This is a genomic window from Companilactobacillus sp. FL22-3, assembly GCF_054881455.1.
This window is the reverse complement of record NZ_JBTYYZ010000008.1, coordinates 119,934-145,072: the sequence shown is the minus strand read 5'-3', so window position 1 is coordinate 145,072 and position 25,139 is coordinate 119,934. Positions and strand designations below refer to the sequence as shown.

At 37.5% G+C, this 25,139-nt stretch carries 23 protein-coding genes and 1 other annotated feature; of the genes, 9 read left to right on the top strand and 14 right to left on the bottom strand.

Features of this window, described 5'->3' with window-relative positions; translation table 11 throughout:
* Window positions 1-68 precede the first annotated feature (68 nt).
* A complete protein-coding gene (locus tag ACYT32_RS08940) occupies window positions 69-350 on the bottom strand; it encodes a hypothetical protein (protein WP_395265618.1) in 282 nt (93 codons plus the stop codon).
* Window positions 351-622: 272 nt separating this feature from the next.
* On the opposite strand from ACYT32_RS08940, the gene ACYT32_RS08935 reads away from it, so the two are divergent.
* Window positions 623-1,534, top strand: a complete 912-nt coding sequence (locus tag ACYT32_RS08935; protein WP_395265619.1) for a hypothetical protein — start codon at window positions 623-625, stop codon at window positions 1,532-1,534.
* 64 nt (window positions 1,535-1,598) lie between these two features.
* On the opposite strand, the gene ACYT32_RS08930 is transcribed toward ACYT32_RS08935, so the two are convergent.
* Window positions 1,599-2,594 (bottom strand): tRNA dihydrouridine synthase, encoded by a 996-nt coding sequence (locus ACYT32_RS08930; RefSeq protein ID WP_395265758.1) that lies wholly within the window; start codon window positions 2,592-2,594, stop codon window positions 1,599-1,601.
* A gap of 214 nt (window positions 2,595-2,808) precedes the next feature.
* On the opposite strand from ACYT32_RS08930, the gene ACYT32_RS08925 reads away from it, so the two are divergent.
* The 3 genes from ACYT32_RS08925 to ACYT32_RS08915 all read left to right on the top strand — a co-directional run bounded on the left by ACYT32_RS08925 (window position 2,809) and on the right by ACYT32_RS08915 (window position 5,047).
* The gene (locus ACYT32_RS08925) at window positions 2,809-3,417 is read left to right on the top strand and encodes a histidine phosphatase family protein (RefSeq protein ID WP_395265620.1); all 609 of its coding nucleotides are present in this window, start codon (window positions 2,809-2,811) and stop codon (window positions 3,415-3,417) included.
* A gap of 155 nt (window positions 3,418-3,572) precedes the next feature.
* The gene (locus tag ACYT32_RS08920) at window positions 3,573-4,571 is read left to right on the top strand and encodes a tRNA dihydrouridine synthase (protein ID WP_395265621.1); all 999 of its coding nucleotides are present in this window, start codon (window positions 3,573-3,575) and stop codon (window positions 4,569-4,571) included.
* A 206-nt stretch (window positions 4,572-4,777) separates the two neighbouring features.
* On the top strand, window positions 4,778-5,047 hold the full coding sequence (locus ACYT32_RS08915; RefSeq protein WP_461793408.1) for a SemiSWEET family transporter: 270 nt from the start codon (window positions 4,778-4,780) through the stop codon (window positions 5,045-5,047).
* A gap of 262 nt (window positions 5,048-5,309) precedes the next feature.
* Here ACYT32_RS08915 and ACYT32_RS08910 read toward each other — a convergent pair whose 3' ends face one another.
* Complete coding sequence (locus tag ACYT32_RS08910) at window positions 5,310-5,909, bottom strand: SLAP domain-containing protein (RefSeq protein ID WP_395265623.1); 600 nt, start codon at window positions 5,907-5,909, stop codon at window positions 5,310-5,312.
* Window positions 5,910-6,242: 333 nt separating this feature from the next.
* On the opposite strand from ACYT32_RS08910, the gene ACYT32_RS08905 reads away from it, so the two are divergent.
* Window positions 6,243-8,516 carry an SLAP domain-containing protein gene (locus ACYT32_RS08905; protein ID WP_395265624.1) on the top strand — a complete coding sequence of 758 codons (2,274 nt, stop codon included), beginning with the start codon at window positions 6,243-6,245 and terminating at the stop codon, window positions 8,514-8,516.
* A gap of 57 nt (window positions 8,517-8,573) precedes the next feature.
* Here ACYT32_RS08905 and asnS read toward each other — a convergent pair whose 3' ends face one another.
* Window positions 8,574-9,965, bottom strand: coding sequence for an asparagine--tRNA ligase (gene asnS, locus ACYT32_RS08900; protein WP_395265625.1), 1,392 nt, complete (start codon window positions 9,963-9,965; stop codon window positions 8,574-8,576).
* 67 nt (window positions 9,966-10,032) lie between these two features.
* Window positions 10,033-10,266, bottom strand: a binding site (T-box leader).
* Between the two features lie 84 nt (window positions 10,267-10,350).
* Here asnS and ACYT32_RS08895 point away from each other — a divergent pair.
* Together ACYT32_RS08895 and ACYT32_RS08890 are read left to right on the top strand one after the other, a co-directional pair.
* A complete protein-coding gene (locus ACYT32_RS08895; RefSeq protein ID WP_395265626.1) occupies window positions 10,351-11,067 on the top strand; it encodes an alpha/beta fold hydrolase in 717 nt (238 codons plus the stop codon).
* An 84-nt stretch (window positions 11,068-11,151) separates the two neighbouring features.
* Window positions 11,152-11,847, top strand: a complete 696-nt coding sequence (locus ACYT32_RS08890; RefSeq protein ID WP_395265627.1) for a hypothetical protein — start codon at window positions 11,152-11,154, stop codon at window positions 11,845-11,847.
* Between the two features lie 67 nt (window positions 11,848-11,914).
* Here the strand turns inward: ACYT32_RS08890 and ACYT32_RS08885 are convergent, their stop codons facing one another.
* From ACYT32_RS08885 to ACYT32_RS08840, 10 genes are all read right to left on the bottom strand, one after another.
* Window positions 11,915-12,559, bottom strand: coding sequence for a nicotinate-nucleotide adenylyltransferase (locus ACYT32_RS08885; protein WP_395265628.1), 645 nt, complete (start codon window positions 12,557-12,559; stop codon window positions 11,915-11,917).
* A 55-nt stretch (window positions 12,560-12,614) separates the two neighbouring features.
* On the bottom strand, window positions 12,615-13,784 hold the full coding sequence (locus ACYT32_RS08880; RefSeq protein ID WP_395265629.1) for a MalY/PatB family protein: 1,170 nt from the start codon (window positions 13,782-13,784) through the stop codon (window positions 12,615-12,617).
* On the bottom strand, window positions 13,785-14,651 hold the full coding sequence (locus tag ACYT32_RS08875) for a DUF3737 family protein (RefSeq protein WP_395265630.1): 867 nt from the start codon (window positions 14,649-14,651) through the stop codon (window positions 13,785-13,787). It lies immediately after the preceding gene.
* A 101-nt stretch (window positions 14,652-14,752) separates the two neighbouring features.
* Window positions 14,753-16,546, bottom strand: a complete 1,794-nt coding sequence (locus ACYT32_RS08870; RefSeq protein WP_395265631.1) for an ABC transporter ATP-binding protein — start codon at window positions 16,544-16,546, stop codon at window positions 14,753-14,755.
* The gene (locus ACYT32_RS08865) at window positions 16,539-18,296 is read right to left on the bottom strand and encodes an ABC transporter ATP-binding protein (protein WP_395265632.1); all 1,758 of its coding nucleotides are present in this window, start codon (window positions 18,294-18,296) and stop codon (window positions 16,539-16,541) included. Before ACYT32_RS08865 ends, ACYT32_RS08870 begins: the two co-directional genes overlap by 8 nt.
* A gap of 194 nt (window positions 18,297-18,490) precedes the next feature.
* On the bottom strand, window positions 18,491-19,591 hold the full coding sequence (locus ACYT32_RS08860) for a lactate oxidase (protein WP_395265633.1): 1,101 nt from the start codon (window positions 19,589-19,591) through the stop codon (window positions 18,491-18,493).
* Between the two features lie 94 nt (window positions 19,592-19,685).
* Complete coding sequence (locus ACYT32_RS08855) at window positions 19,686-20,852, bottom strand: cation:proton antiporter (protein WP_395265634.1); 1,167 nt, start codon at window positions 20,850-20,852, stop codon at window positions 19,686-19,688.
* An 83-nt stretch (window positions 20,853-20,935) separates the two neighbouring features.
* Window positions 20,936-21,892, bottom strand: a complete 957-nt coding sequence (locus ACYT32_RS08850) for a zinc-binding dehydrogenase (RefSeq protein ID WP_395265635.1) — start codon at window positions 21,890-21,892, stop codon at window positions 20,936-20,938.
* Between the two features lie 111 nt (window positions 21,893-22,003).
* Window positions 22,004-22,330, bottom strand: coding sequence for an AzlD domain-containing protein (locus tag ACYT32_RS08845; protein WP_395265636.1), 327 nt, complete (start codon window positions 22,328-22,330; stop codon window positions 22,004-22,006).
* Window positions 22,317-23,024 carry an AzlC family ABC transporter permease gene (locus tag ACYT32_RS08840; RefSeq protein ID WP_395265637.1) on the bottom strand — a complete coding sequence of 236 codons (708 nt, stop codon included), beginning with the start codon at window positions 23,022-23,024 and terminating at the stop codon, window positions 22,317-22,319. Before ACYT32_RS08840 ends, ACYT32_RS08845 begins: the two co-directional genes overlap by 14 nt.
* Before the next feature lie 141 nt (window positions 23,025-23,165).
* Here ACYT32_RS08840 and ACYT32_RS08835 point away from each other — a divergent pair, with 141 nt between their 5' ends.
* A complete protein-coding gene (locus tag ACYT32_RS08835) occupies window positions 23,166-23,966 on the top strand; it encodes a fumarylacetoacetate hydrolase family protein (protein ID WP_395265638.1) in 801 nt (266 codons plus the stop codon).
* A 72-nt stretch (window positions 23,967-24,038) separates the two neighbouring features.
* Window positions 24,039-25,082 carry an alcohol dehydrogenase catalytic domain-containing protein gene (locus ACYT32_RS08830; protein ID WP_395265639.1) on the top strand — a complete coding sequence of 348 codons (1,044 nt, stop codon included), beginning with the start codon at window positions 24,039-24,041 and terminating at the stop codon, window positions 25,080-25,082.
* Window positions 25,083-25,139: the final 57 nt, after the last annotated feature.

Sequence of the window (25,139 nt, the reverse complement as noted above, 5' to 3'; positions counted from 1 at the left end):
ATAGAAAAAAATAAAAAAAAAAATCATCCTAATTTTCACAATTAGAATGACTTCTACTAAAACGATAATTATTCTTTTTCTGGAGCCTTGTTCCCTTTATTCAAGATTTCAATCGCCTTATCGATCGATTCAAAAATATCGGTATTAAGCAATTCCATAATCGGACTGAGTCGATTAAATTCATGAGCCATCAATTTTTTGTTTGGTTCTTGATCATTCAAACGCCGTAATCTCAAATTGTAATCCATCAAAGCATTGACTTTGATCTTAGCGGCATCTAGTTCTCGGATGACGTCATCAATCTGATCTAAGTCGTAAGTCCGTGTATCTACAATATTATTTTCCTTCATAATAAATGTCCTCTCTATTTCTAAGCCAATAATTATTTATTTCTCATTTGGTCTACACCATTATTCTAAAGTGTAATTCGTAAAAAAACAGCATCTTATCCAATTTGTATATATTATTTTATTGTAAAAAAAGTATAAATCCTTATATGGATTCCAAAAATATATAAATTTATTAACTTTAATATATTAGAATTATTTTCAGAAATTATATTTGTGTGTTACAATAGTCTAGTTTCTCCAGAACAATAGATTAAAAGGGGATATCTAGCTTTATGAACTTATCTATCAATGAAAAACAGAATTACTTAATCGGCTTTGCTTTCATTATTTTCATGGTTGCAATCGCCACTTTACTAAACGACCTGGAAATTATCCTTCCCGAAATTGGAGCCTTAACGACTGGAACTTGGATTTATCACAACAGCGGTTGGATCAATCAACCTAGTAAAATTTTCTTAGCACCATCAGGAACTGCCATTATCGGCTTTGTTATCAATCAGTTCCCCATCATTTACGCACAAAAAGTTTTGATAGGCTTAATTTTAATGCTGTTATTATTAAGATTGCTACATTCTAACCTAGCCCCATCGTTTGCAACTGGTTTACTGCCAATTATCATCAATGCGACCCACTGGTCATTTATCGTTGCCATCCTGCTTTTCACTGGACTGCTTATGGTTGGCGTCTACTTACAAGGACATTACCGAAAAGCTCCTGCAAGCAATCTGATTCAAAATCATCATATGATAATTTTTACAATCATGGCGATTCTTTGGGTTGGTGGCGTCTGGGCCTTTGGCTTTTCACAAATGGCTGCCATCCCACCTGTAATGGTGGTTTTCTTTGAGGTTCTACAAAAACCAACGTATGACTGGAAAATGGCTAGCAAACATTTTTTAGCCTTAGTTGGAGCTGCCTCAATTGGCGTATTTATCCATCTAATCTTTAGTTCATGGTTAATGTCGGCCTTGATATCATTACCATTAGTCTTTATTTTGTTACAGATTCTCAAGATAAAGTTACCAGCCGCATTTGCCTTTCCACTTTTGGCTTTAGTTTTACCAACTAATATGTTCCACATGTTGCCTATCACTGCAATTATTGCCTCAAGCTTTTTCTTAGGCTCAATCGTGATTTTAAAAAAGATTGTTTTTCAATATCGAACCAGTACTAATAATGAATAAAAAAAGCTGATGAATGAAATATAATTCGTTCATCAGCTTTTTTGAAATTTATGTGTGTACCCTATTATTTTCCAGGATCGATTTGATCAATGATCTTACGTGCATCATCAGTCGTCTTCGTCTGCATCAAATCATTTCTAATTGCCGAGGCACCTTTCATCCCTCGAACGTAGATCTTAAAGAAACGTTGTAGTGGCGCAAAGTGACCTGGGATACCCATGGCTACAAATTGATCGTAAAGATCTAATTGATAGCGTAGGAGATTCAGCAATTCATGACTCGAATGTTGCTGGGGTTCTTTTTCAAAGGCATATGGATTCATAAAAATCCCTCGACCAATCATAATACCATCAATTCCAGGATGATCTTTTGCCAATTGTAATCCTGCTTGATAGTCGGCAATATCACCATTGATCTGCAACAAAGTATCTGGTGCGTAAGTATCACGCATCTGGACCAATTGGTCGATCAACTCATAGTGAGCGGCAACCTTGCTCATTTCTTCTCTAGTTCTAACATGGACGGTCAAAACAGGAACTTGTTGTTTCAAGAGGAAAGGAATCCAGGTTTCAAATTCTTCAATCTGACTATACCCCAGTCGAGTTTTGACACTGACTGGCAGATCAGCCTTACGAGCGCCCTCAATAATCTCCTTGGTCGTATCAAAATGACGAATCAAATCACTACCACTATGATTTTTTATCACAGCAATATCGGGGCAACCCGTATTGATATCAATTGCCTCATAGCCTTGCTTTTTAACCTCAATTGCGGCTTTGGCAAAATCTTCGCCATTATTCCCCCACAGTTGAACGATTGGCTTAGGATCCTCTTTGGGGTCGATATATAAGCGCCCTTTGGTAGTTTCTTTTGCCAGTGGATGAGTAATACTCAAGGCATTAGTAAATTCGGTATAAAAAACATCTGGCGCTGCAGCTTTCATAACTACCCGACGAAAAACCGATCCCGTAACAGCCTCCATTGGTGCCAAACTAAAAAAAGGACGATTTTCACTCTTAGCTTTATTTGCAATGCGATTCCAGTAAGTTGACTGGGTCACAATCTCACTTCCATTCACAATTAATTCAATCCTATAAACTATACCGACTATCCATTAATGATTGCAAGTTTTAAGTTTAATTTTCTGAATCAATTTGCTCCATCTTAAAACTGATATCTAAATGAATTTTTCAACAATCAAAACTTTTATGGGTATAATATAAGAAGAAATGAAAACGTATTTATGGAATACTAAAATAATTTGGGGGTTCAAAATGGTTGAATTATATATTGTCAGACATGGTGAAACTGATACTAATTACACTGGAAAAATCAATGGTTCCGCTACCGATCTCGATTTGAATCAAACAGGTCGCAAACAAGTTAATTATTTGCTTAAATCTTTAAATATTAATGATTTTGATGAAGTTTATTCCAGTCCTTTAAAACGTGCCTATCAGACGGCCGAGATTTTGAACCAAAATGTTCACGAGATTCATACCGATGCTCGCTTGCGAGAAATCAATTATGGATCTTGGGACGGCTTGGTCGCAGATGAAGTCAAAGCAAAACATCCGGATGGCTTTGATGAAAATGGCTATATCACTGAAGACTATATTAAGTACGCCCAACAAGGTGAATCATATCAACAAGTTTGGGAGCGATTAGAAAGCTTTCTGAAAGATATGAAAGAAAAAGGCGATCAAAAGATTTTAGTTGTCTGTCATGGTTTCGTCACTAGATCATTGGTTAAATTAGTGACCCAAGTACCAGATATCGTCGATATTATGGAACCTGATAATGCGAGTGTCACCAAGTTGAAATTGTCGGATAGTGGACGTCGTTATTTGATTTATTATGGACGGTTGAGCGATATTAAATAATTAATCACAAATTAGGGATACTAATTGAAAGATTGGTATTTTTTTTTCTTACAACAAATATCATTTATAAAAAGCAATCATTAGATTCTACTCAAAGAAACTAGTAATATATAATGATATGGAATTAAACAATTAGATTAAAGGAAGTAATGAACGTGACAGAATCAAATTTTTGGCCAGAGATTGCTGCTAAAGCTCGGAAAGAACATCGGCCTTTCTTCACGATGGCTCCAATGGAAGCAGTTAGCAACACTGTTTTTCGCCAAGTAATAGCTAAAGCCTGCCCCCCGGACGTCTTTTTCAGTGAATTCGTTTATGCCAAGAGTATCACTGACTCCACTACCAAATTTCCTGCTCATGGACGACTATATATGGAACCTACTGATAAAATGACACCTGTCGTACAACTTTGGGGGAACCAGCCAGAGGACTTTGTGCTCGCCGGTGCTGCTTTAAAGGATCAAGGATTCAAGGCAATTGACATCAATACTGGCTGTCCTGACGGAACTGTCATTAAAAATCATGGTGGTAGCGACCTGATCCGTAATCCACAATCTGCCGAAGCTGTTATTGAAGCCGCCAAATCTACTGACCTTGCTGTCAGTGTCAAAACTCGCCTAGGTTACAGTAAAGCAGAAGAATACAAGGAATGGATTCCAGTGTTGTTGAATCAACACGTTCAATTGTTAACGATTCATTTGCGTTCAAAAATGGAAATGAGTAAAGTTCCTGCTCACTTTGAATTAATTGATGATCTAATCAAATTACGTGATGAAATTTCTCCTGAAACACTCCTCCAAATCAATGGTGATGTACCTGACTATCAAGCTGGTCTGAAACTAGCTCAAGAACATCCCGGATTAGATGGTATCATGATTGGCCGTGGCGTCTTTGCAAGTCCTTTTGCTTTTGAACCGAAACCCCAAGAACACTCATTAGATGAACTCCTAGAATTATTGAAAATGCAGCTTGATTTATTTGATGAGTTCTCAACCCACTACGACGTTCCCCGTTTCCCATCTTTAAAACGCTTCTTTAAAATCTATGCCCGTCCTGAACTGGGAGCGACTGATTTAAGAAACGCTATGCTTGATGCAAAAAGTACTGACGAGGTGCGAGAAGTTTTAAAAAATCGTGATCAATATCTAAACTAATTTGTTGAAAAGACTAAACCCGCAATGATTTATTTACATTGCGGGTTTTTGAATACAATTGTTTCCGTGAAACAGCGTCTTAATTGACAAGACAGTTTGTCTGATTTAGTGTAAATACACTGAATTATCTAATAAAAGAATTTTTGTCCAATTAAACTGATGACAAAAAAAGCTGAGAGATGAAAGGAAGTTATTATTTGCAGAAAATCAGTTCAGAAAAAGTAGAAAAAATTGGGACAGTGGCTAGTTTGATGTCAGTTTTGATGTATGTTTCGTACATCCCACAAATCATGTCAAACCTATCAGGATCTAAGGGTAATCCTATTCAGCCATTAGTTGCATTTATCAACTGCACGATTTGGACAGCTTACGGTTTGCTCAAGAAAGAAAGGGATTGGCCAATCGTCTGGGCTAATATTCCTGGCATTTTCCTTGGTGCAGCCACCTTCATCACTGCAATCTTTAACTTTGGATAATGAAAGACTATATTGATTGTTAGATATTGATGATACAATCAATTATTTTGATATTAGTAACTGTTATATTTAGTATTTTTAGGACAAAATCATCTTGGGACATGATAATACCTCTTTATATTTTCTGATTTTCGTTTCGCGGCAAAAATCGTGGTTATATTATAAAGGATATTATTGATGTCCTTTTTTTGATTGGTCTAAAAAAATCGTGTCAGTAGAAATAATCTACCAACACGATAAAGTTTAGACCCACTTTTCGTAATTAATAATCAGTGTGTGGAGTATAGCCAGGATTCAAATTTGGATCCATTTGCCAGTAATAATAAAAATCAGGATCAGATGTTGGCTCAGGCAATGGGTGGTTAAAAGTCATATGGCTAATTGGCACATAATCGTCATTAGAAATTTGAACATACTTCTTACCTAAACGGTTAACAATGTATTTACCAATTCTCCATTGAGAACCTTGTGGCAAAAAGGTATCAGAAAAATCATTTGACCTTTTGCTGATAGTAAGTGTTCCACTTGGTGTAGATACTGTTCCAATCAAAGCAGTTTGAGCAGGTTGTTGTGTAGCGCTACCATCTAAGCTCGAATCGGCTGCTTTCAAATACTCATTAGTTGCAACTTGATAAAAAGTTTCATTATTAATAGAAATTGTTTTACCAACAGCCCATTTAGTATTTGGAGCGAGCTCTCGATCAGTAATCAAACTTCCAGTAGATGTATAAAGTCTAGCTGGACCTTGAGTAGTGGTTGTGGCAACTCCAGAAGCCGAAACATCATTTTGCGATGTAGCAAGTCCCCCTATAGTTGCTATAGCTAAAGCGGCAAGCAAAGCTACAGATTTTGCAGTTTTCATAAAAAATCCCCCTTATAAAAGTTCATCCTATATTATGAACAATTTAATAATAGAGTAAATTTATCAGCAAATCAATATTAAAATAATTATTTATAGTTTCAGGTGATCCTCACCATATCGGTTTTTATTTTTATCCTAAATCACAAATTTATTTTCCTAAGGTTACAATAACTATTAAGCATATTATTTTTTATGTCTAATCATATTAGGAAATTATTTCTTACATATAATGATATATTAATGTCCTCACATAGAACTAGAATACGAATTGGATAGTAATTAAAGATAAAATTATACTTTTAAAAACAGGAAAATTTATTGTGAGGGATAATAATGAAAAAAGTACATTCTAATTCATACAAAAAATTTAATAAAAAGTTTATCGTAACTGCCCTCGGAGTAGCAGCTTTAGGAGTCCAATTAGTTCAAACTAATACAGCAAAGGCCGATACTACATCGGATTCAACTGGTTCATCTACTGAACAAGCAAGCAATGTTAACAAGAATGAAGCAGCAATCGCTGACAGCTCAAGTATCAAAGACAATGGAAATAGCAGCATCACTAATGAAACATCAAATAAGATGGATTCCAACGCTGGCCAAAATAATTCTGAAACTGACACAACCAAATCTGGTGTCGTAGCTGCTAGTGATGATATTTCAAATACTTCAACCGGTACAACAGCTGGAACGAATTTGGAATCATCAACCACTACTAATAATACAAATAATGGCTCTGACACCGATACCACTAAAAATTCAACTCAAGAAGCTCAACCTGTTGTTGATACTGCCACAAATTCTGACGATGTTTTGATCAATAATCCAGAAGTAAAGCCCCTTAATTATCCAGATCCAGTTAAGGCGGCAGTTTCTATCAGTGCAACTAATGACAAAGCCAGTGCAACATCTCAATCAACTGATGACAACAAAGATGACACTATAATTGTAGATGCACATGCAAAAACTATAACTGCAAATTACACGATTACCAATACCTCTGATAAGGCACAATCTGACTATGAAACAGTTTTGATGTTGCCAAAATATGAAAAAATGTATAATAATAATAGTATTCTGATGTCTGATGACACTGACCTAAAGTCCTACATTACCGGACTACCTACAGGGGCTAAAGTTACTTACCTAACAGACACTGGTGGCTACGCTACTTATGAGCAACATATCGCAGACGATCCTAATTTTAAACTATCCAGTGTAAATGAAATTAAGATTGTTCCATCTGGAACTTCTTTAGGAGTGGGTCAAACAATCAAGGTAACCATACCTCTTGTAAATAATAATAAGAGTACCACTCAAGCCCAAACCGCTACGCTTGGTGTTTATACATATACAAACTATTTTAGAGAAGCTTATTTAACAGCTTATTTTAAAGGTTTTAGTGATAATATATCTGGCAGTAGCATCAAGGGGCAATATCCAGCCGTAACTGTCAATCAGTTGAATGTTTCTTATACAGCAGCTGATAAAGAACTTCAAGATCAAATGCCTTCTTACATTTCTGGTAGCGATATCCAAATCAATAATTTTAATCAATCAGACAAGAACCAACTTGTTGATGCAAACAAAACTAATTGGACATATATCAGTGATATCTACGTTAACTTGGTTAACAACGGCATCACAAAAATTGCAAACAACGATGGCTACTCAATGCTTTTGAATCCTGACGGTTCACAGCAAACTGAATATTCATATATAAATTCTGGATCTCAAACTGGCCCCACTATTCATCCTAATCCTAACAATGAAGGCACTTCAGGTGGCTCTTCTATTGGAACAATTCCTGGCATTTATATTTCCATGAGACACGTCATTAATGCCTCCGATGGCACTACAAAAGTTGGTGAAACTTGGACCGCAGCAGACAACTTGAAATCAGTTCAAGACAACAATGATACCACTTTAACTGGTAATGATGCTGTCAATGCTGTTTCAACAACAATCACAGACAAAAATGGTGTTCTAAAAGATGGTAAAGTCGTCAAGGCTGGTACGTTCACTGTTACTTATACTTACAAGCTAAAAGATGGTACTCCTATCATTAAGACAGTCACCGTTACTGCAGACCCTGCAAAGAATAACAATTCTGGATCATCTACAAATAATTCTGGCTCTTCAAATAACTCAAGTGGAACGTCAACTGACACAAGTGATCCACTAATTTCACCTAACTCACCTGAAGACATTAACGATGTTGACCGTTTAGTTTCTACACATCCTAAGTTGGGCAATGTCACTCTTTACACGCTTGAAGTGTCAAAAGTTCAAAATCGTAGTCTAAAACCCGCGACCGACTGGTTCAGTGATAAAGAAATGAGTTTCGGTGGTGATACATACTATCGTGTTGCTACTAACGAATGGGTCAAAGCAGCGAGTGTTTATGTCTATGAAAATAGAAATATTGTTATCCAAACTAATGCAGATCAACAATTAGTTGACTCACAAGGCAATAACATTACAAGCCATGAACTTCTTGCTAACACTGCATGGAGAGTAGATCGTATCGCTTATATCAATGGTAAAACTTACTATCGTGTTGCCACAAATCAATTTGTTCCAACCGATGCCGTAACTGTTTTATAAAATCCAGCGAATTAAAAAAACGTAAAGCCCAATGACTTTACGTTTTTTCGTACCTAATTAAAATTCAGCATTACCTGGTGTTCTTGGATAAGCAATGACATCTCTGATATTTTCCATACCAGTAATGTACATAACTAATCTTTCAAAACCAATACCAAAGCCTGAGTGAACTGTACCACCGTACTTACGCAATTCTAAGTACCACTTGTAGTCTTCTTCGTTCATATCAAGTTCAGCCATTCTCTTTTCAAGCTTATCTAAACGTTCCTCACGTTGTGATCCACCGATCAATTCACCAATTTCAGGAACTAACAAGTCAGCAGCGGCGACAGTCTTACCATCGTCATTAGCACGCATATAGAAGGCTTTGAATTCCTTTGGATAATCAGTAATGAAGACTGGCTTCTTGTAAACTTGTTCTGAAAGATAACGTTCATGTTCGGAATCAAGATCAAGTCCCCAATATGGTTTAACTTCAAATTCAACGTCAGTTGCTTTTTCCAAAATATCGATTGCATCTGTATAAGATACATGAGCAAATTCCTCACCGGCAGTTGCCTTCAAGCGGTCGATCAAAGTGTTATCAACGTTTTCGTTCAAGAAATCAAGTTCTTCTTTAGCATTGTCCATAACGTAGTTGATTACGTATTTCAACAATTCTTCTGAACAATCCATTTCATCTTGCAAGTCTGCAAAGGCCATTTCTGGTTCAATCATCCAGAATTCGGAAGCATGGCGTCCAGTATGGGAATTTTCAGCTCTAAACGTTGGGCCAAATGTGTAAACATTTCTGAAAGCTAAAGCAAATGGTTCAACTTCAAGTTGTCCAGAAACGGTCAAATTGGTTTCCTTTCTAAAGAAGTCTTCATTGTAATCAACTTTACCTTCATCAGTTTTAGGGACGTTGTTCAAATCTAATGTTGTAACTTGGAACATTTCACCGGCACCTTCAGCATCTGAACTAGTGATGATTGGTGTGTGAACATAAACAAAGTCATGTTTTTGTAAGTATTCGTGAATGGCAAAGGCTGCTAGTGAACGAATACGGAAAACGGAATAAAAAGTATTTGTTCTAGGACGCAAATGAGCGATCGATCTCATAAATTCATATGAGTGTGCTTTCTTTTGGAGTGGGAAGTCGGGATCTGATGCTCCTTCTTCGACAACTTCAGTTGCATGAATTTCGAATGGTTGTTGAGCTTTTGGCGTTAAAGCTAATTCACCGACAACTTTGATTGTTGTACTAATAGGAAACTTTACAACTTCTGCGTAATTTTCCATATCGCTAGTAATAACGACTTGCACATTCTTGAAGAATGAACCATCGTTTAGTTCAATAAAACCAACACGCTTAGAACCTCTAATTGTTCTGATCCAACCTGATACAGTGATCTTGTCACCATCAGCAAATTCTTTTTTGTATAAATCTTTCACTAAGACATCTTCCATTGTTATTTCTCCTTAATTCTTTGGAATACTATGTGATGAAATGAAAAAAAGATCCTCCATCCCCAGTAAAAGGGACGAAAGATCTTTCCGCGGTACCACCCAAGTTTTTTTATAAAAAACACCTCAAAGTACATCAAATACTTGCCAATTATAACGTACTGGAATACGTCTGAACCTACTCTCGAAATTTCAGCCAGAAGACCAAAGATGTTTTTCCTATATACCGACACGCCAAGTTCTCACTTATCTTGACTCCCTGTGGATAAAGTACATAGTACTCCTTCTTTTCAATATCTAAGATATTTTTATTTTCTTAAATGTAGCATATTTTCATAAGGAATGTAAAGTACAATATTATTAGAAATAATTGAAAATGGAGGAAAGCATGAAAAAAGTCTCAAAATTTTTGCTTAGTTTGGGTATATTTCTAATTATTCTAGTTATCGCCAGTATCAGTTTCATTAAAATCAAGGAGTATCCTCCCTCCGTCTTAGCCAACAACGCCGCCAAAGAAAGCACAGTCGTCAGCAATACTATCAAATTTCAAGGCGATGATACCAAACCAATGATTATCTTCTATCCTGGGGCCTTAGTTGACCCTAAGAGTTACAGCATTTGGGCGCAAAAAGTAGCTCAAGCAGGCTACAGCGTTTACATTGTCAGATTTCCATTAGACTTGGCAATTTTAAATACGAATGCAGCAAATAAGGTTCAAAACAACCAGCCTTACATCATCGGTGGTCATTCATTAGGTGGTACGATGGCCTGCCGTTACGCTAAGAATCATGCCGACAAGTTAAAAGGTGTCTTCTTATTAGCCAGCTATCCTGAAACTGAAGGTGATTTACATAAGATCAAAATCCCCGTCCTCTCCGTAACTGCTTCAAGAGATGGAGTTTTAAACAGAGCAAACTACCAAAAGGCCAAAAAGCTGTTACCAGCCAATACAGATTTTGAACAAATTGCTGGTGGCAACCATGGTGGTTTTGGAAGCTATGGATTACAGAAAGGTGATCACAAAGCTCAGATCAGTAACGTAAAACAACAAAATATTATAAGTTTATTACTAATAAATTGGCTAAATCAGGAAATCAGTAGTTAATTTAAAGCGTTTTCATAAAAAGCCACAAAAGCGGATACATTTTTGTTATACTCAGGTTAGTCGTTATCATTTTTTGGGGGAAATATGACTATATTAGTAAAGAAAGACATCAATCTATCAACCGCTGCCACATCATTTCTTCAAGAATATCTTGAACACATCCAAGCGGTTAATCAAAAAGACATTTATGAGGGTTTAAATAACCACCAAATTCTAAAGAATAAATTCATCTTTAAAATCTACCAATTAGAAAATCTTGATTTAGCGCATGTTGACACGCATTTCGATGGCAAACAACTCCAAGTTTTTGCGAACATTTGGAATGAAGAGTCAACAAATATTGGCTCGATAATCTTGGACGACGACTTAAAGTCTGCACTCAAGCAAGATTCTTATCCTACCCTTTTGATTCATGGTGGCCCTTTTAAAGAGGTTGTCACGGATGAATATGGTGATGACAAAATCGTCGACGGTGTCGAACCATACCATCTAACGCTAGAAATTCATCAAAGCGAGCCACGTAACAGTTCGATCCAGAGGTTAGATACCGCCTATCATCAAGCTTTTAAGACTGAAAATAGTTTAGTCAATTTTGCTAAAAACTTAATTAGATGTTTTGCGGTCTTAGGCTTAATCATGGGTCTGGGCTTTATGTACTTCGGCTTTTTATTGACTGGCGTCTTAGTAATCATTGCTTTTTTCGGATTCAATCTATATACTCTACTGCTTGCTGACACGCATAGTAATGCCAACGTATCGCAACAACGAATCAACCCTTAACAGTAATAAAGAGAGGACCTAATTCACACGAATTAGGTCCTCTCTTTTTGATTAATAGCCAATTAGCTTATTTACGATAAATTCCTCGATCTTTAATATACCAAGCAACATCGTCAGGAACAAAATATTTCAGCGACTTTCCTTCACGAACCCTTTGCCGAATAACTGTTGAACTAATTTCAATCACGGGCGTATTGACCCACATAATTGGGAAATGAGACTTTTTCTCAAATCCTTTTCGACAGACACCGACGAACTGAACTTCCTTGACAAGTTCATTGATATGGGACCATTTAGAAAGATTCTCAACCATATCATAGCCGACGATCAAGTAATATTTCGTATCAGGATGACGCTGTTTTAGTTTATTGACCGTTTCATAAGTATAACTGACTCCACCAAGATCGATATCGGTCATATCTAGCTCAAAGTGAGGATTGTCTCTGATTCCAAATTTTACCATGTTGATTCGATCATCGACACTAACTTTGGGAATATAACGACTGATTCCTTGATGTGGCGGTACTTTATCGGGAATAAATAAAATCTTATCCAAATCCAATTGTTCATAAACTTGTTCAGCAATCATCAAATGACCATTGTGAATCGGATTGAACGGTCCAGCCAAAATACCGACATGCTTCTTATGTCCAGTCGTTTGTAATTGGGGCTGGACTTTTGGTTTAGTAATAACTGACGTTGCAGCATTCATAAATTCACCTGCTTTAAGAAACTATTTTCAGTTATTATTATAGTCTAAAATCTTATTATTTTTGATAATCTTGAATTGATTTTTGCAGCCGCGTTAAACCATCTTGAATCATAACCTGTGGACTGGCAATATTCATGCGGATAAAGTGTTGACCATCGCCACGATAAACTGAACCGGGATTAACGATCAAACCGCTGTCTTGACGAATAAAGTCACTCAAAGCTTGTGAATCTTGCGTGAGCTGTCCCACATCAAACCATAACAAGTAAGTGGCTTCACTGGGAACTAATCTAATTTCAGGAAGCTTCTGTTCTACAAAATCAGTTACTAATTGCCGATTACTCCGTAATTGTTTTTTCAAAGCTTTTAACCAGGCATGTCCTTCATTGTAAGCAGCAATCGTTCCGGGAACAGCTAGAAGATTGGGTTCAGCCAATTCTTCACTATTCAACCCCCGGTTAACTTGGGCTCGCAAGTTGGCATTTGGAACAATCAAAGTTGCTGCATGTAACGCCGCTACGTTGAACGTTTTGCTTGGTGAAACGGCCACTACCACATTATCCAAATACTTAGTCTCAAGTCCAAAGAGTGGCTGATAATCCTTAGAAGTTAAAGTTAAATCGCCATGGATCTCATCGCTAAATAATTTAACTTGGTATTGCTGACACAATTTAGCAATTTTGGTCAATTCTTCAATACTCCAGATTTTACCGATTGGATTATGGGGATTGCAAAGAATCATCATATTAGTCAAAGGATCACTTAACTTTTCTTCCAAATCAGCAAAGTCAATCTGATAAGTCAGGCTCTTTTGGTCGTAGACTAAGTCGTTTGAAACGATATGACGCCCATTATTTACGATCGAATTGTAAAAGATATTATACACCGGAGCTTGAACTAAGACATTGTCGCCTAATGAAGTCAGTCGTCTTACTGCCGAAGAGATAGCTGGTACAACACCGGTCGCAAAGAGCATCCAGTCAGTTTCTGGCTTGACATGATGTTCTGTCTGATACCAGTTATCTACTGCCTGGAAATATTCATTTGGAATCTCCTCGTAACCAAATAAGCCCATTTTAACTTTTTCTTGCATGGCCGCGATGATTTCAGGGGCTGTGGGAAAATCCATATCGGCGGTAGTCATTGGTAATTCATTAGTGCCAACATCCCACTTAGAAGAGTTGCCGCCACGGACACGATTTAGAGTTTCAAAGTCATATTCCATCTAAACACCTCGTGAAGAACTTTTTTCTTGAACTTGAATATCGGTTGCTTTTGGATCGATCTTAGGATCATCAAAAATAATCTCATCGACTGATTTCACTTTGATCAAACCGCTGATTGGATTCTTGATACTCATCAGACCGGTAGTAATTTCAGCCCTTATATTTGAACAGTATTCAAATGCCAAATCGGTTCTCAAGACTTTACAATTGACCATCTTTAGACCATCGATATAACAGAGTCCTTGATCACTTTCAATTGTACAATTGATCAACGTAATATTCTTGGTGTTCCAAGCTAAATATTCACCACTGATCTTGGAATCATAAATCGTGACATTTTCACAATTCCAAAAGGCATCTTTAGAGACAAAAGTTGAATTATGAATTTCAATATTCTTCGCACCGTCAAAAACATAGTTACCTACTACATTAAGATTCTCGGCATAGATATTGTCACTATCTTTACCAAAGTAATCTCCATTAACTTGAACATCTCGCAGATCAATATCGCTACACGTCCACAAAGTCTCTTCAGCATCAGCAAAATGAACATTTTTGAGCCGAATATCAGTTGCTCTCCGGAACAACTTAGGAGCCTGCAAAGCCGAATTATTGATTTCAATATTATGTGTATACCAAATACCAGAACGGGACATAGTTTCAAAAATACTGTTGGAAACTTTGATGTCTTTGGCATACCAGAGTGGATATTTCCACTTGAATACTACATTATCTAGGGTTAAATCTGAAACTTCTTTCAATGGTGATTCACCTTCACCAAAGGTTGTATCTTTAATATCTGTAGCTTGAATTTTGAATAGTGGACGTTCACCATCAAAAAAGCCTTCTGAAATTTGTTTTCTCATCTAAGTACTTCCAATTATTGATTTATGATTTTAGTTTAAGGTTTAAAAAGAAATATGTTAAATACTCATCTTAAATAGTTAATCATGCTTTTTACTTATAATTAATTTAAATCATCGTTTTGTAATTCATACAATTGTGCATAGTGACCACCTTTTGCCAACAATTCTTCATGCGTACCTCGTTCGATGATCTTGCCTTGATTCAAGACTAAAATCTGATCAGCATCCTGAACGGTTGATAAACGGTGAGCCACTGCAATTGTAGTCCGGTCGTCACGCATTTTAGCAAGCCCTTGAGTAATACTCTGTTCCGTCTGAGGATCGATATTAGCCGTCGCCTCATCAAGAATCAATACTTTGGGATTTCTGACGATGGTGCGGGCAAAGGATATCAATTGTCTTTGACCGGTTGAAAAACTAGCTCCTCTTTCACTTACTTTAGCATGATATTTATTGGGAAGTTTTTGAATAAAATCATCAGCGTCGACAAACTTTCCTGCCTGCTCAACTTGTTGTTCCGTAATTTTCTCATCAAACATCCGAATATTCTTTGCAATATCACCGTAAAATAAATATGGTTCTTGAATCACTAAGCCCAAATTCTGCCGCAATTCTTGTGTTGAATAGTCTCGAATATCATGACCGTCGATCAAAATCTGACCTTCACCAAACTCGTAGAATCGCAGCATCAAATTGATAATGGAACTCTTTCCACTTCCGGTGTGTCCTACAAAAGCTACTGTCTGCCCTGGTTGAACGGTAAAATTAATATCCTTTAAAACTGGCTTACCAGGGACATAACTAAAGGTCACGTGGCGAAATTCAATTTTACCAGCTGTGATCTTCAACTGACTGGACTCATTTTGCGCTGGAGCAGCAGTTGGATTATCAAATAGCTTCATGATTCGATATCCGGCCACGAGACCATCTTGGTAAAAGGACATGTAATTCATCACATCGGCCAAAGGATTGAAGAAGTTCTCTTGGTAAGATATAAAAGCATAGATCACACCAGCTTGGACGACCAGATGCATACTTTGCCAGCCAAAACCGCCAAGAGAAATTACTTCGGCCAAAACAAACATCAAGCTGATCGTAGGATAGAGTAACAATGAATTGACATTGATCATCTTATTTCTCATTTGAAAATAAGCTCCGTTACGATCTTCAAATTCGGCAATCATTCGCTGTTGTTGACCAAATTGTTGAATAATGTTGATCCCCATCAATGATTCGTTCAACTTAGTATTGATCTGACTCAAGTACTCCCGTAAATGTTGATAAATGGTGAAACTCAACTTTTGATATAACATGATCAAGCTATACCAAATAATCACAAAAAAGGCTGTCGCCAGTGCCAAAATTGGTTTAACTGTCCACATTGCGATAAAGGCTGAAATCATCGCAAAGAAGGCCAAGACCAAGGTTAAAAATAACATCCAAAAATCGTAAAGCGTCTTTGTGTCATTGGTAACTCGGGATACGATTGAACCTGCGGGCGTCGTATCGAAGTAATTTAAACCTAATGTATGTAATTTATGAAATAATCTGCTTCGAATTTTTTCGAGAGTTCGTTCAGCTCCCATAGCAAAGGCAAATTCTTGGATAAATTGAACAATTGCTTTGATGATAATACCAATCGCATAAACAGTTGCAAAGCCAATGATTATCTGCAGACCAGTACTCTGTTTCGATAAGTAATTATCCATATAGTATTGCAACATTCTTGGTAACAAAACATTGATCACGCTCAACAGCAAGGCAAAAATAATAGCAATTCCAAACTGACGCTTAAATAACCAAGCAAATTTAAAGAGGCGTTTTAAAACTTGTCGTTGATCTTGCTTAGTTAAAGTAGGCATCTCGTTTGGATTTTTTTTATTCGGATCATTCATGATTTAGCCTCCCCTCAATTTGAGCTCGGTGAGCTTGAAGATTATAAGTATCGGCATACCAACCGGCTTGTTCCAATAGTTCTCGATGATTACCTTGTTGGAGGATAGTTCCGTTTCCAATTACTAAAATTTTGTCAGCATTTTCAACTGAACTTAAACGACTGGCAGCAATAATTGTCGTACCTGTTTGGCGATTTTTTTGTAATCGCGCTTCAATATTGCGTTCAGTCTTGGCATCAACCGCTGACAAAGAATCATCCAAAATCAACATCTTAGGATCACTCAAAATAGCTCTGGCAATATCTAAGCGTTGTTTTTGGCCGCCTGACAAAGAAACCCCTAATTCACCAACTTGAGTATCGTAACCTTCTGGCATACGGGCAATATCTCCATCCAGGTCAGCAATATGACTCGCCGCTTCAACTTGTTCTTGAGTTGCGCTGATATTGGCGAATCTCACATTATCACGCACCGTGGTCGAGAACAAAAAATTAGTCTGAGGAACATACCCAATTGTGGCCAAATAACTTTCCAAGTTATATTTGCGAATATCGATCTGTCCGACTTCGATTTTTCCGTCGTAATGATCAAAATCACGCATTAACAAACTAATAATGGTCGATTTACCACCACCAGTTGGTCCAACAATTCCTAAAGTCTGTCCTGGTGCTAAGTCAAAGTCGACATTACTTAAAGCAACTGCCTGATCATCTGGATAGTGAAAAGTATTGATGTCAAAATTTAAAGTCGCATTGGGTACAGTCGTCAGAGCATCTTTGGGTTGAACCAAAGATGACTTCTCTTGTAATAATTCATTGATTCGGTCATAACTAGCAGAACCTCGCTCCAATAAATTAAACAAACTTCCGACCGCATACATTGGCCACATCAATTCGGCCATATAAGTAATAAATGAAACTAATTGACCAATCGTAATTCGGGAATGTAACACTGCCAAGCCACCAAAGATGATGGTGATAACATAAGACAACCCCATAATAACGGTCGTTAGTGGATCAAACAGCGAATCCAACCGATAAGAACGTTTATTAGCTTTGATATTCTGGTCAACATATTTATCAAAGTCCGCCTCGTCCTCTTTTTCCTGACCTAAAGCTTTGAGAACCTTGATTCCGACTACACTCTCTTGAGTCTTATTATTGATACTGGAAAAAGCAGCTTGGGAATTTTTAAAAGCAAAATGAACCTTCTTCCCTAAAACATTTGCCATGACAGCTAATAATAACATGGGCAAAACTGCTAATCCGGTCAATTGCCAGTCGATCAATAATCCCATCGCTAAAATCATTGAAGAACCCGTTATCAAAGAATCGGCTAAAGTTAAAATACCCGGTCCGGCAACATCTCTGACCGCATCAATATCGTTAGTCGCATGCGCCATCAAATCCCCGGTTCGCCACTTCTGGTAGAAAGTTGTATCCATCCGCATAAAATGCCGAAATAACCGGCTCCGCAAATCCCGCTCCAAAACATAAGAACTGCCGAAGATCATTTTTCGCCAGACAAAACGCAATAAATATTGACCGATCCCCGTAACTATTAGAATTACTAGATTAATTATTAGGAAACGTTGCGTCATATTCTTCTTGCTGACAGCATCGACAATATCCCCGATGATCCGTGGTGGAATAACATTACAAATTGCCACAAGAATTAAGGCAATTACACCAAGTAAATACTGCTTCCATTGGTGTTTAAAAAACCAACTTAATCGAGAAAAAATCCCCATATTTATTTCACCACCTTTATAAACTTTGTTCTTTACTTTACACCTTAGAGCTCACTTTAACTCAACAAATTTCTCAAATGTCTCTAAAAAAATTAAATTTTTTCACAGAAACCAGTCAATTTTTGTTTTTTTGGCAATATAAAAAGCCTCGGATTTTCCGAGACTCTTTGAGTCCACTATTAAATTTTTTTAACTTAGTCTAGTAATTCAGTATTCTTAACATCGTTAATAGTCTTTGTGCCTGCTAATTGCATAGTAATTGAAAGTTCTTTGTTCAGATGTTCAATTACATCAGTAACACCTTGAGCTCCACCAAGATTCAAACCATAAATAATTGGACGTCCGAGTGCTACTAAATCAGCACCACTTGCCAAAGCTTTGAAAACATGTTCACCCCGACGAACTCCACTATCGAAGATAACTGGGACTCGTTTGTCAACAACTTCAGCGATATATGGCAAAACTTCAAATGAAGCAGGACCACCGTCTAATTGACGACCGCCGTGATTGGAAACCCAAATACCATCAGCTCCAAAATCAAGTGCTAATTCAGCGTCATCTGGAGATTGAATTCCTTTAACGATCACTGGTAGACCCGACATATCTTTGATTTTTTGAATATCAGTTGGTGCGATTGCTTGTTTAGCCGAAGCATATATTTCGGAAATTCCCTTTCCTTCACCATCACCGGCTGAGTATCCTTCCAAATTAGGCATTGGTAGTGGGAATTGGAATTTATTTACGACGTCAGCTTCACGATATCCACCTAGAGTTGAGTCAACTGTCAAAACGATAGCCTTAGCACCGGCCTTGACTGCTTTATCAAGTAAGAATTGATTAAATTTGTCATCTTTACTCATATATAATTGGAAAAATTGGGGAGCATCTGGAGCAGCGGCAGCGGCATCTTCAACTTTAGTGCTGGCATAAGTACTGATAGAAAAGATTGATCCCGCAGCGGCAACACCTTTGGCAGTATCGGTTTCACCTTTAACATGAGCCAAACCTTGAGCGGCTGACGGAGCTTCAATGATCGGTGTCTTCAAATCAATGTCCCAAATCTTAGTAGTTAAATCTGCGTGATCGATTTCTTGCAAAACTCGAGGCATAATTTGTTTGTCGTTGAACGCAGCGGTGTTTTCACTCATCGTCCATTCATCTTCAGCTCCACCACGAATGTAGCCAAAAGCACCCTTCTCATTGCTCATATGGTCTCTGACTCGAGCTTCCAAACTAGCCAAATTAACAATATCAATATGGTTCTCGGCTGTACTTGCTTCATATTTCTTATTCATTGCACATTCCACCTTTGACTTGTTTTATTAACAAGTTCAGTTTAATCTACTTTTCCAAAATAAGCTGGGATTTATACTCGATGAACATAAAAAATTATTTAGTAATCTCAACCTTTTGATGAATAATTCTATTAAAAATAATTGGGCAGACTAAACACGTAATAATAGCTGCTAAGGTGATTGCACTGGACTGAGCTGAATTGATTAATTTTAAATTACGACCAACTTCCAAGATTGGCAATACTAAGGTAATTGTGGTCGAGGTCAAAATTGTTGCCGCCAAAGCATAGTGATTCCCAAACTGTTTTTTAAAGGCAAAGTAAACTAATGACTTCGACAAGACAAAGGCAATCAAGAAAATTGGGATCAACATTAGAGCGTCTTGATTAGTTACTAACTGTCGCAGATTCAATTTAACTCCCGTAGTGATGAAAAAGACCGGAATAAAGAACCCATATCCCATTGAGCTAAGCTTTTCTTGAGTATCAGCTTTTGGCTTCAACAATTTCATCACTGCACCCGCTAAGAAAGCACCAAGGATACTTTCAGCGCCGATTTGTTCCGCAAATGTCACTAATGTGAAAATCAAGAAAAAGGCTAACCGAATATCTAGCTGAGTCGTAGCTTTATCGATCTTATCAAAGAATATATAGACTCGATTGAATCGGTATAAGAGAATAATCGCAATGATAAAGATTGCAGGTAAGCCTAAGACGGACAAGAAATGACCTTGCTGAACTGCAGAATAGACTGTCAGCGCCATTAAGGGAATAAATTCACCTAAGGCAGATGTTAACAAGATCGTTTGTCCGTAATTTGTTTTGACTAGATCGACTTCTTTTAACAACGAGATAATCACACCCATTGCGATCGTACTCAATAAGATCACTGCTAAAATCAATTGCGTAAAAATACCCGTAATATACAAAATCAAACTAAGAATTATTGACATCACAAAGATCGCCAAAAATCCCCAGATTGAAGGCTTTAATGGTGAGTAAACTGTCGGATCCTTTTGAGGATTGAATAATGAAAAGTCGATCTCCATTCCACCCAAAAAAATCAACATGATCACGCCCAAATTGGCGATGTACTGAACACTAGTACCCATGTGCACGATATTTAACCCAGTTTTACCAATGATGATACCCATAATAATTTCCGAAATTGCCGTCGGCATTCTCGTTAAATGAAATTTAGCGGTGATTAATGGTGTCGCTAAAGCCGCAAATAAGACGATTAAAAGTGCAAATTTTTCCATCAGCAGTTCCCCCTGAAATAACATCACTATATAATACTGCACTTAAATCAAAAAAACAGCCTCATTATCGAGACCGTTTAAAATTATTTATCATTTACGACAACAACTTTACCTAAATTATGTCCACTTTCCAAATATTCATGTGCCATTTTAACTTGATCTAGTTCAAAGACCTTGGTTGGTTTCACGTTCACATGATACTTCGTCACATAATCTAACATTTCATTGAGTTTTTCACTAGTAACTTCTCCAGATGACATCGTGGTTAAATATGCTCCTTGATGAATCACAGCAATCGGGTCAAAATCTTCCAAGAACCATTTACCGCCAAGCTCCCCAGTCTGACAAACAATTGCTCCTGATGTGACATGATTAAAGGTATCTTTTAAAGTCGTTGCCCCAACTAATTCTAAGACTTTATCGAATTTCTCAGCAGTCATCAAATGATTATCTCGATCTTCAACAGCTTGATCATAGCCATTTTCTAATAAAACAGCTTTTTTATCCGGATTACGAACCGAACCAGTCACCTTTATCTCTGGATACTTAGCTTTGATTAGACGCAAAGCCGCAATCCCTACCACACTAGCACCTGAACGAATCAAAACTTGATCAGTTTGTTGTAAGTGAAGATTCTTTAAGGAACCAAAAGCCGTGTAATAAGTTTCTGGTACGGCAGCTAAATCAGGCCAAGCTAAATCAGTTGTCACCGGATAGATTTGCTCATTAGGCAATAGGACATATTCCGCATAAGAACCATCAAAGGCTCGTCCCATTTCACCCATAATGGAGATTACTTTTTGACCTTTGGTTAACTTATCGGTAGTGCTTTCTTCCACGACCCCAACACATTCAATACCTAAGATTCGTGGAAACTTAACACTAGGTGAATCCCCTTGCCGGGTAAAAATCTCAGAATGATTGATTCCAAAACCTTTTACTAAAACCAATGACCAGCCCGGTTTAACTTTAGGCGTTGGGACATCCTGATATTCCAATACTTCAGGCCCACCAGCTTTTTTTACAACAATTGCTTTCATAAATTGCCTCCATAACTCTTCAATTAAAGCCATTATATTCCAGAACAAAAAAAACGTGGAATAAAACCTCTCCGAGTCTTCCCCAGAAGGTGTTTTCTCCACGCAAATAATTTAAATAGCTAAACGTACTAAAGCTAAGGAAATGATTCCAACTACCACAATCAAAAGTAACTTCTTTGTCAGTATCGCTGTTAAAACAGTTGGCAGAGAAGCAAACAGATTCGCATAATTGATTGTTGGCAATTGACCTAAATGTTGCTGGAATAGATTCTCAAACCACAGAGCTGCCATAATCGTAATCGTTACAAAGCCTAGAAATTCGACAACTTTTGCTGACAAATTAAACTTTTTCAAGAATAGAAAAGGCAACGTTCTTGATAACCAAGTGACTACCCCACAAAATATAATCGTTGTTAGGACAAATTTAATTGATGACATGTTTTAAAATCACCCCTAACGCACAACCAATCAAGGTTACAACTAGAATCAATAAATCACTCGAAATAAAAATCAGGCCAAAATAAACTAACGGCAACATTATCAAAACCACAAGTAATTGGACTTTTAAAGAGATGGACTTATCGTTGATTATTTGTAAATACAACAATCCAATAAACATTGCCACCAAGGCAAAATCCAATCCTAAAGCTTGAGGATTACTAATAACTTTGCCTAACATTGCCCCCACCATCGTTGACGCAGCCCAAACCAGATAGGCCAACAGGTTTACCGTATTGAACCATTTGAAATTCAATTTTCCATCGGTAAAATTCAACTTGTTCATACTCAGTGCAAAACTTTCGTCGGTGATCAAACTACCAATCAAGATATTTTCCACCAGTGAATTCTTTTTAAAAAAATTGGCTGTGGTCATACTCATTAAAATCATCCGGGAGTTGACTAAAAAAACTGACAAGACAATTGAAATCATTGGTGTGCCAATAGCTAAGAGACTCACCAAAATAAATTGTGCTGACCCAGCATAAACGATCAATGACATCAGAGTAGCCATCAAAACACTCATCCCTGCAGAAGCGGCGACAATTCCAAAAGAAATTCCAATTCCTATATAACCAAAAACCGTTGGCAAAGTATCTTTAATTGCTGTATCAATACTTAAACTATTGTTCACCTTCATCCCCCCTTTAATATAAAACATTATATTAATTTTAATTTGATTAATTGTCAAATAGCAATTAAAGGTACTAAGCTAACTCTATCAACCAATTTGTATTAAAATAAAACTATTATCAAGTGAAAGAAGAATTCAAAAATGAAACTTGCGATGTATCATCAACAACCCGTCCTAGTCACTAAAGATAGTCTTCAACAAATCAACGATTACCCAGATATTCAAACTTTACTGCCCCATCTGCAGGAAAAACTATCTCTAGGTTCAAAGCAAACACTACCTGATCCTTTGGACTTGTCTGCTCCAATCACCAATCCCAAACAAGTCTTTGCAGTTGGCTTCAATTATCGTGATCATCTTAACGAACTGAAAACCAAAGCTCCCCAAGTCCCAAATATTTTCACCAAATTTGTCAGTTCACTGACAGGACCGAATCCGACAGTTCATATCCCCAGCCCCAAAACTGATTGGGAAACTGAACTAGTCATCGTGATCGGTCAAGGGGGTCGTAATATCGACAAAGACAAAGCCTTGGCTCATATTGGCGGATTCATGGTCGGCCAAGATCTCTCCGATCGGCAACTTCAATTTGCAAATGACCAGCCCCAATTTTCATTGGCCAAATCATATGAAAATTTTTCTCCAATTGGTCCATGGCTCACAACCACAGATGAAATTGATAATCTAGGTAAGTTGGATATCACGACTACCCTCAATGGTGTTGAAAAGCAACACAGTCAGCTTGCTAATTTAATCTTTGATCCGAGTGCCTTAGTCAGCTATCTTTCAAGTATTACAAAACTCTATCCTGGTGATTTAATCTTTACTGGAACTCCTGGCGGTGTCGGCGCTGGGCGTGATCCCCAAGAATTTATTCAACCAGGAGATACTTTAATCAGTTCCATCGAACAGTTAGGCAAACTAACAATTAATTTTAACTGATAAATCAGTACTTTTATTTTAATAAAGTTTATACTCAATTTAATAAGTAAAGAATTGAGGAGAGATATCAGCATGAAAAAAGCTATTTTCGAAAAAGCTGGACAAATCAAACTTGAAAATGTTGAAAAACCAACCATTCAGGCACCAGACGATGTAATTATTAAAGTCATTCGGGCTTGCGTATGCGGTTCAGATCTGTGGGCTTACCGTGGACTTGAGGACAAAGCAGAAAATTCTGAGAATTCTGGTCACGAGGCGATCGGAATCGTCGAAGCTGTTGGTTCTGAAATTACAACCGTTAAAGCTGGCGATTTCGTCATCGCTCCATTCACGCATGGATGCGGATACTGCAAGGCTTGTCGGGCAGGGTTCGACGGTGATTGTCAATCTCACAGCGATAATTTTAGTAACGGTAACCAAGCTGAATATATTCGCTTCCAACATGGTCAATGGGCACTAGTCAAAGTACCTGGTCAACCAAGCGACTACAGTGAGGGCATGCTCAAATCACTTTTAACTTTAGCCGATGTAATGGCAACGGGTTATCATGCTGCTCGTGTGGCCCAAATTAAACCTGGCGATACTGTCGTAGTCATGGGTGATGGAGCCGTTGGTCAATGTGGAATTATTGCTGCAAAAATGATGGGTGCCACAAAGATCATTTCCACCAGTCGTCACCCTGACCGTGAAGCCCTAGCAAAAAAATTCGGTGCAACCGATAACGTAGCAAAACGTGGTGACGAAGGTGTTAGCCAGATTTTAGATTTAACCAATAATGAAGGTGCCGATGCCGTGCTCGAATGTGTTGGAACCGAACTTTCCACAGAAACTGCTATGGCAGTTGGCCGCCCTGGTTCAATTGTCGGACGTGTTGGTTTACCACACACTGGCAAGATGGATGTTTCTAAATCATTCGGTCAAAATATCATCCTCGGCGGTGGCCCTGCATCAGTCACGACTTACGACAAATCTGTCCTACTTAAGGCTGTTTTAGATGGTGAAATAAACCTTGGCTTGGTCTTTACGAAGAGCTTTACTCTCGATCAGATCAATGATGCTTATCAAGAAATGACTGACCGCAAGGTTATCAAGTCAATGATTGTTGTTAGTGATTAATCAAAAAAAACTTAAAAACAAATAGGGATGACGACTTAAACTCAAGTCGTCATCCCT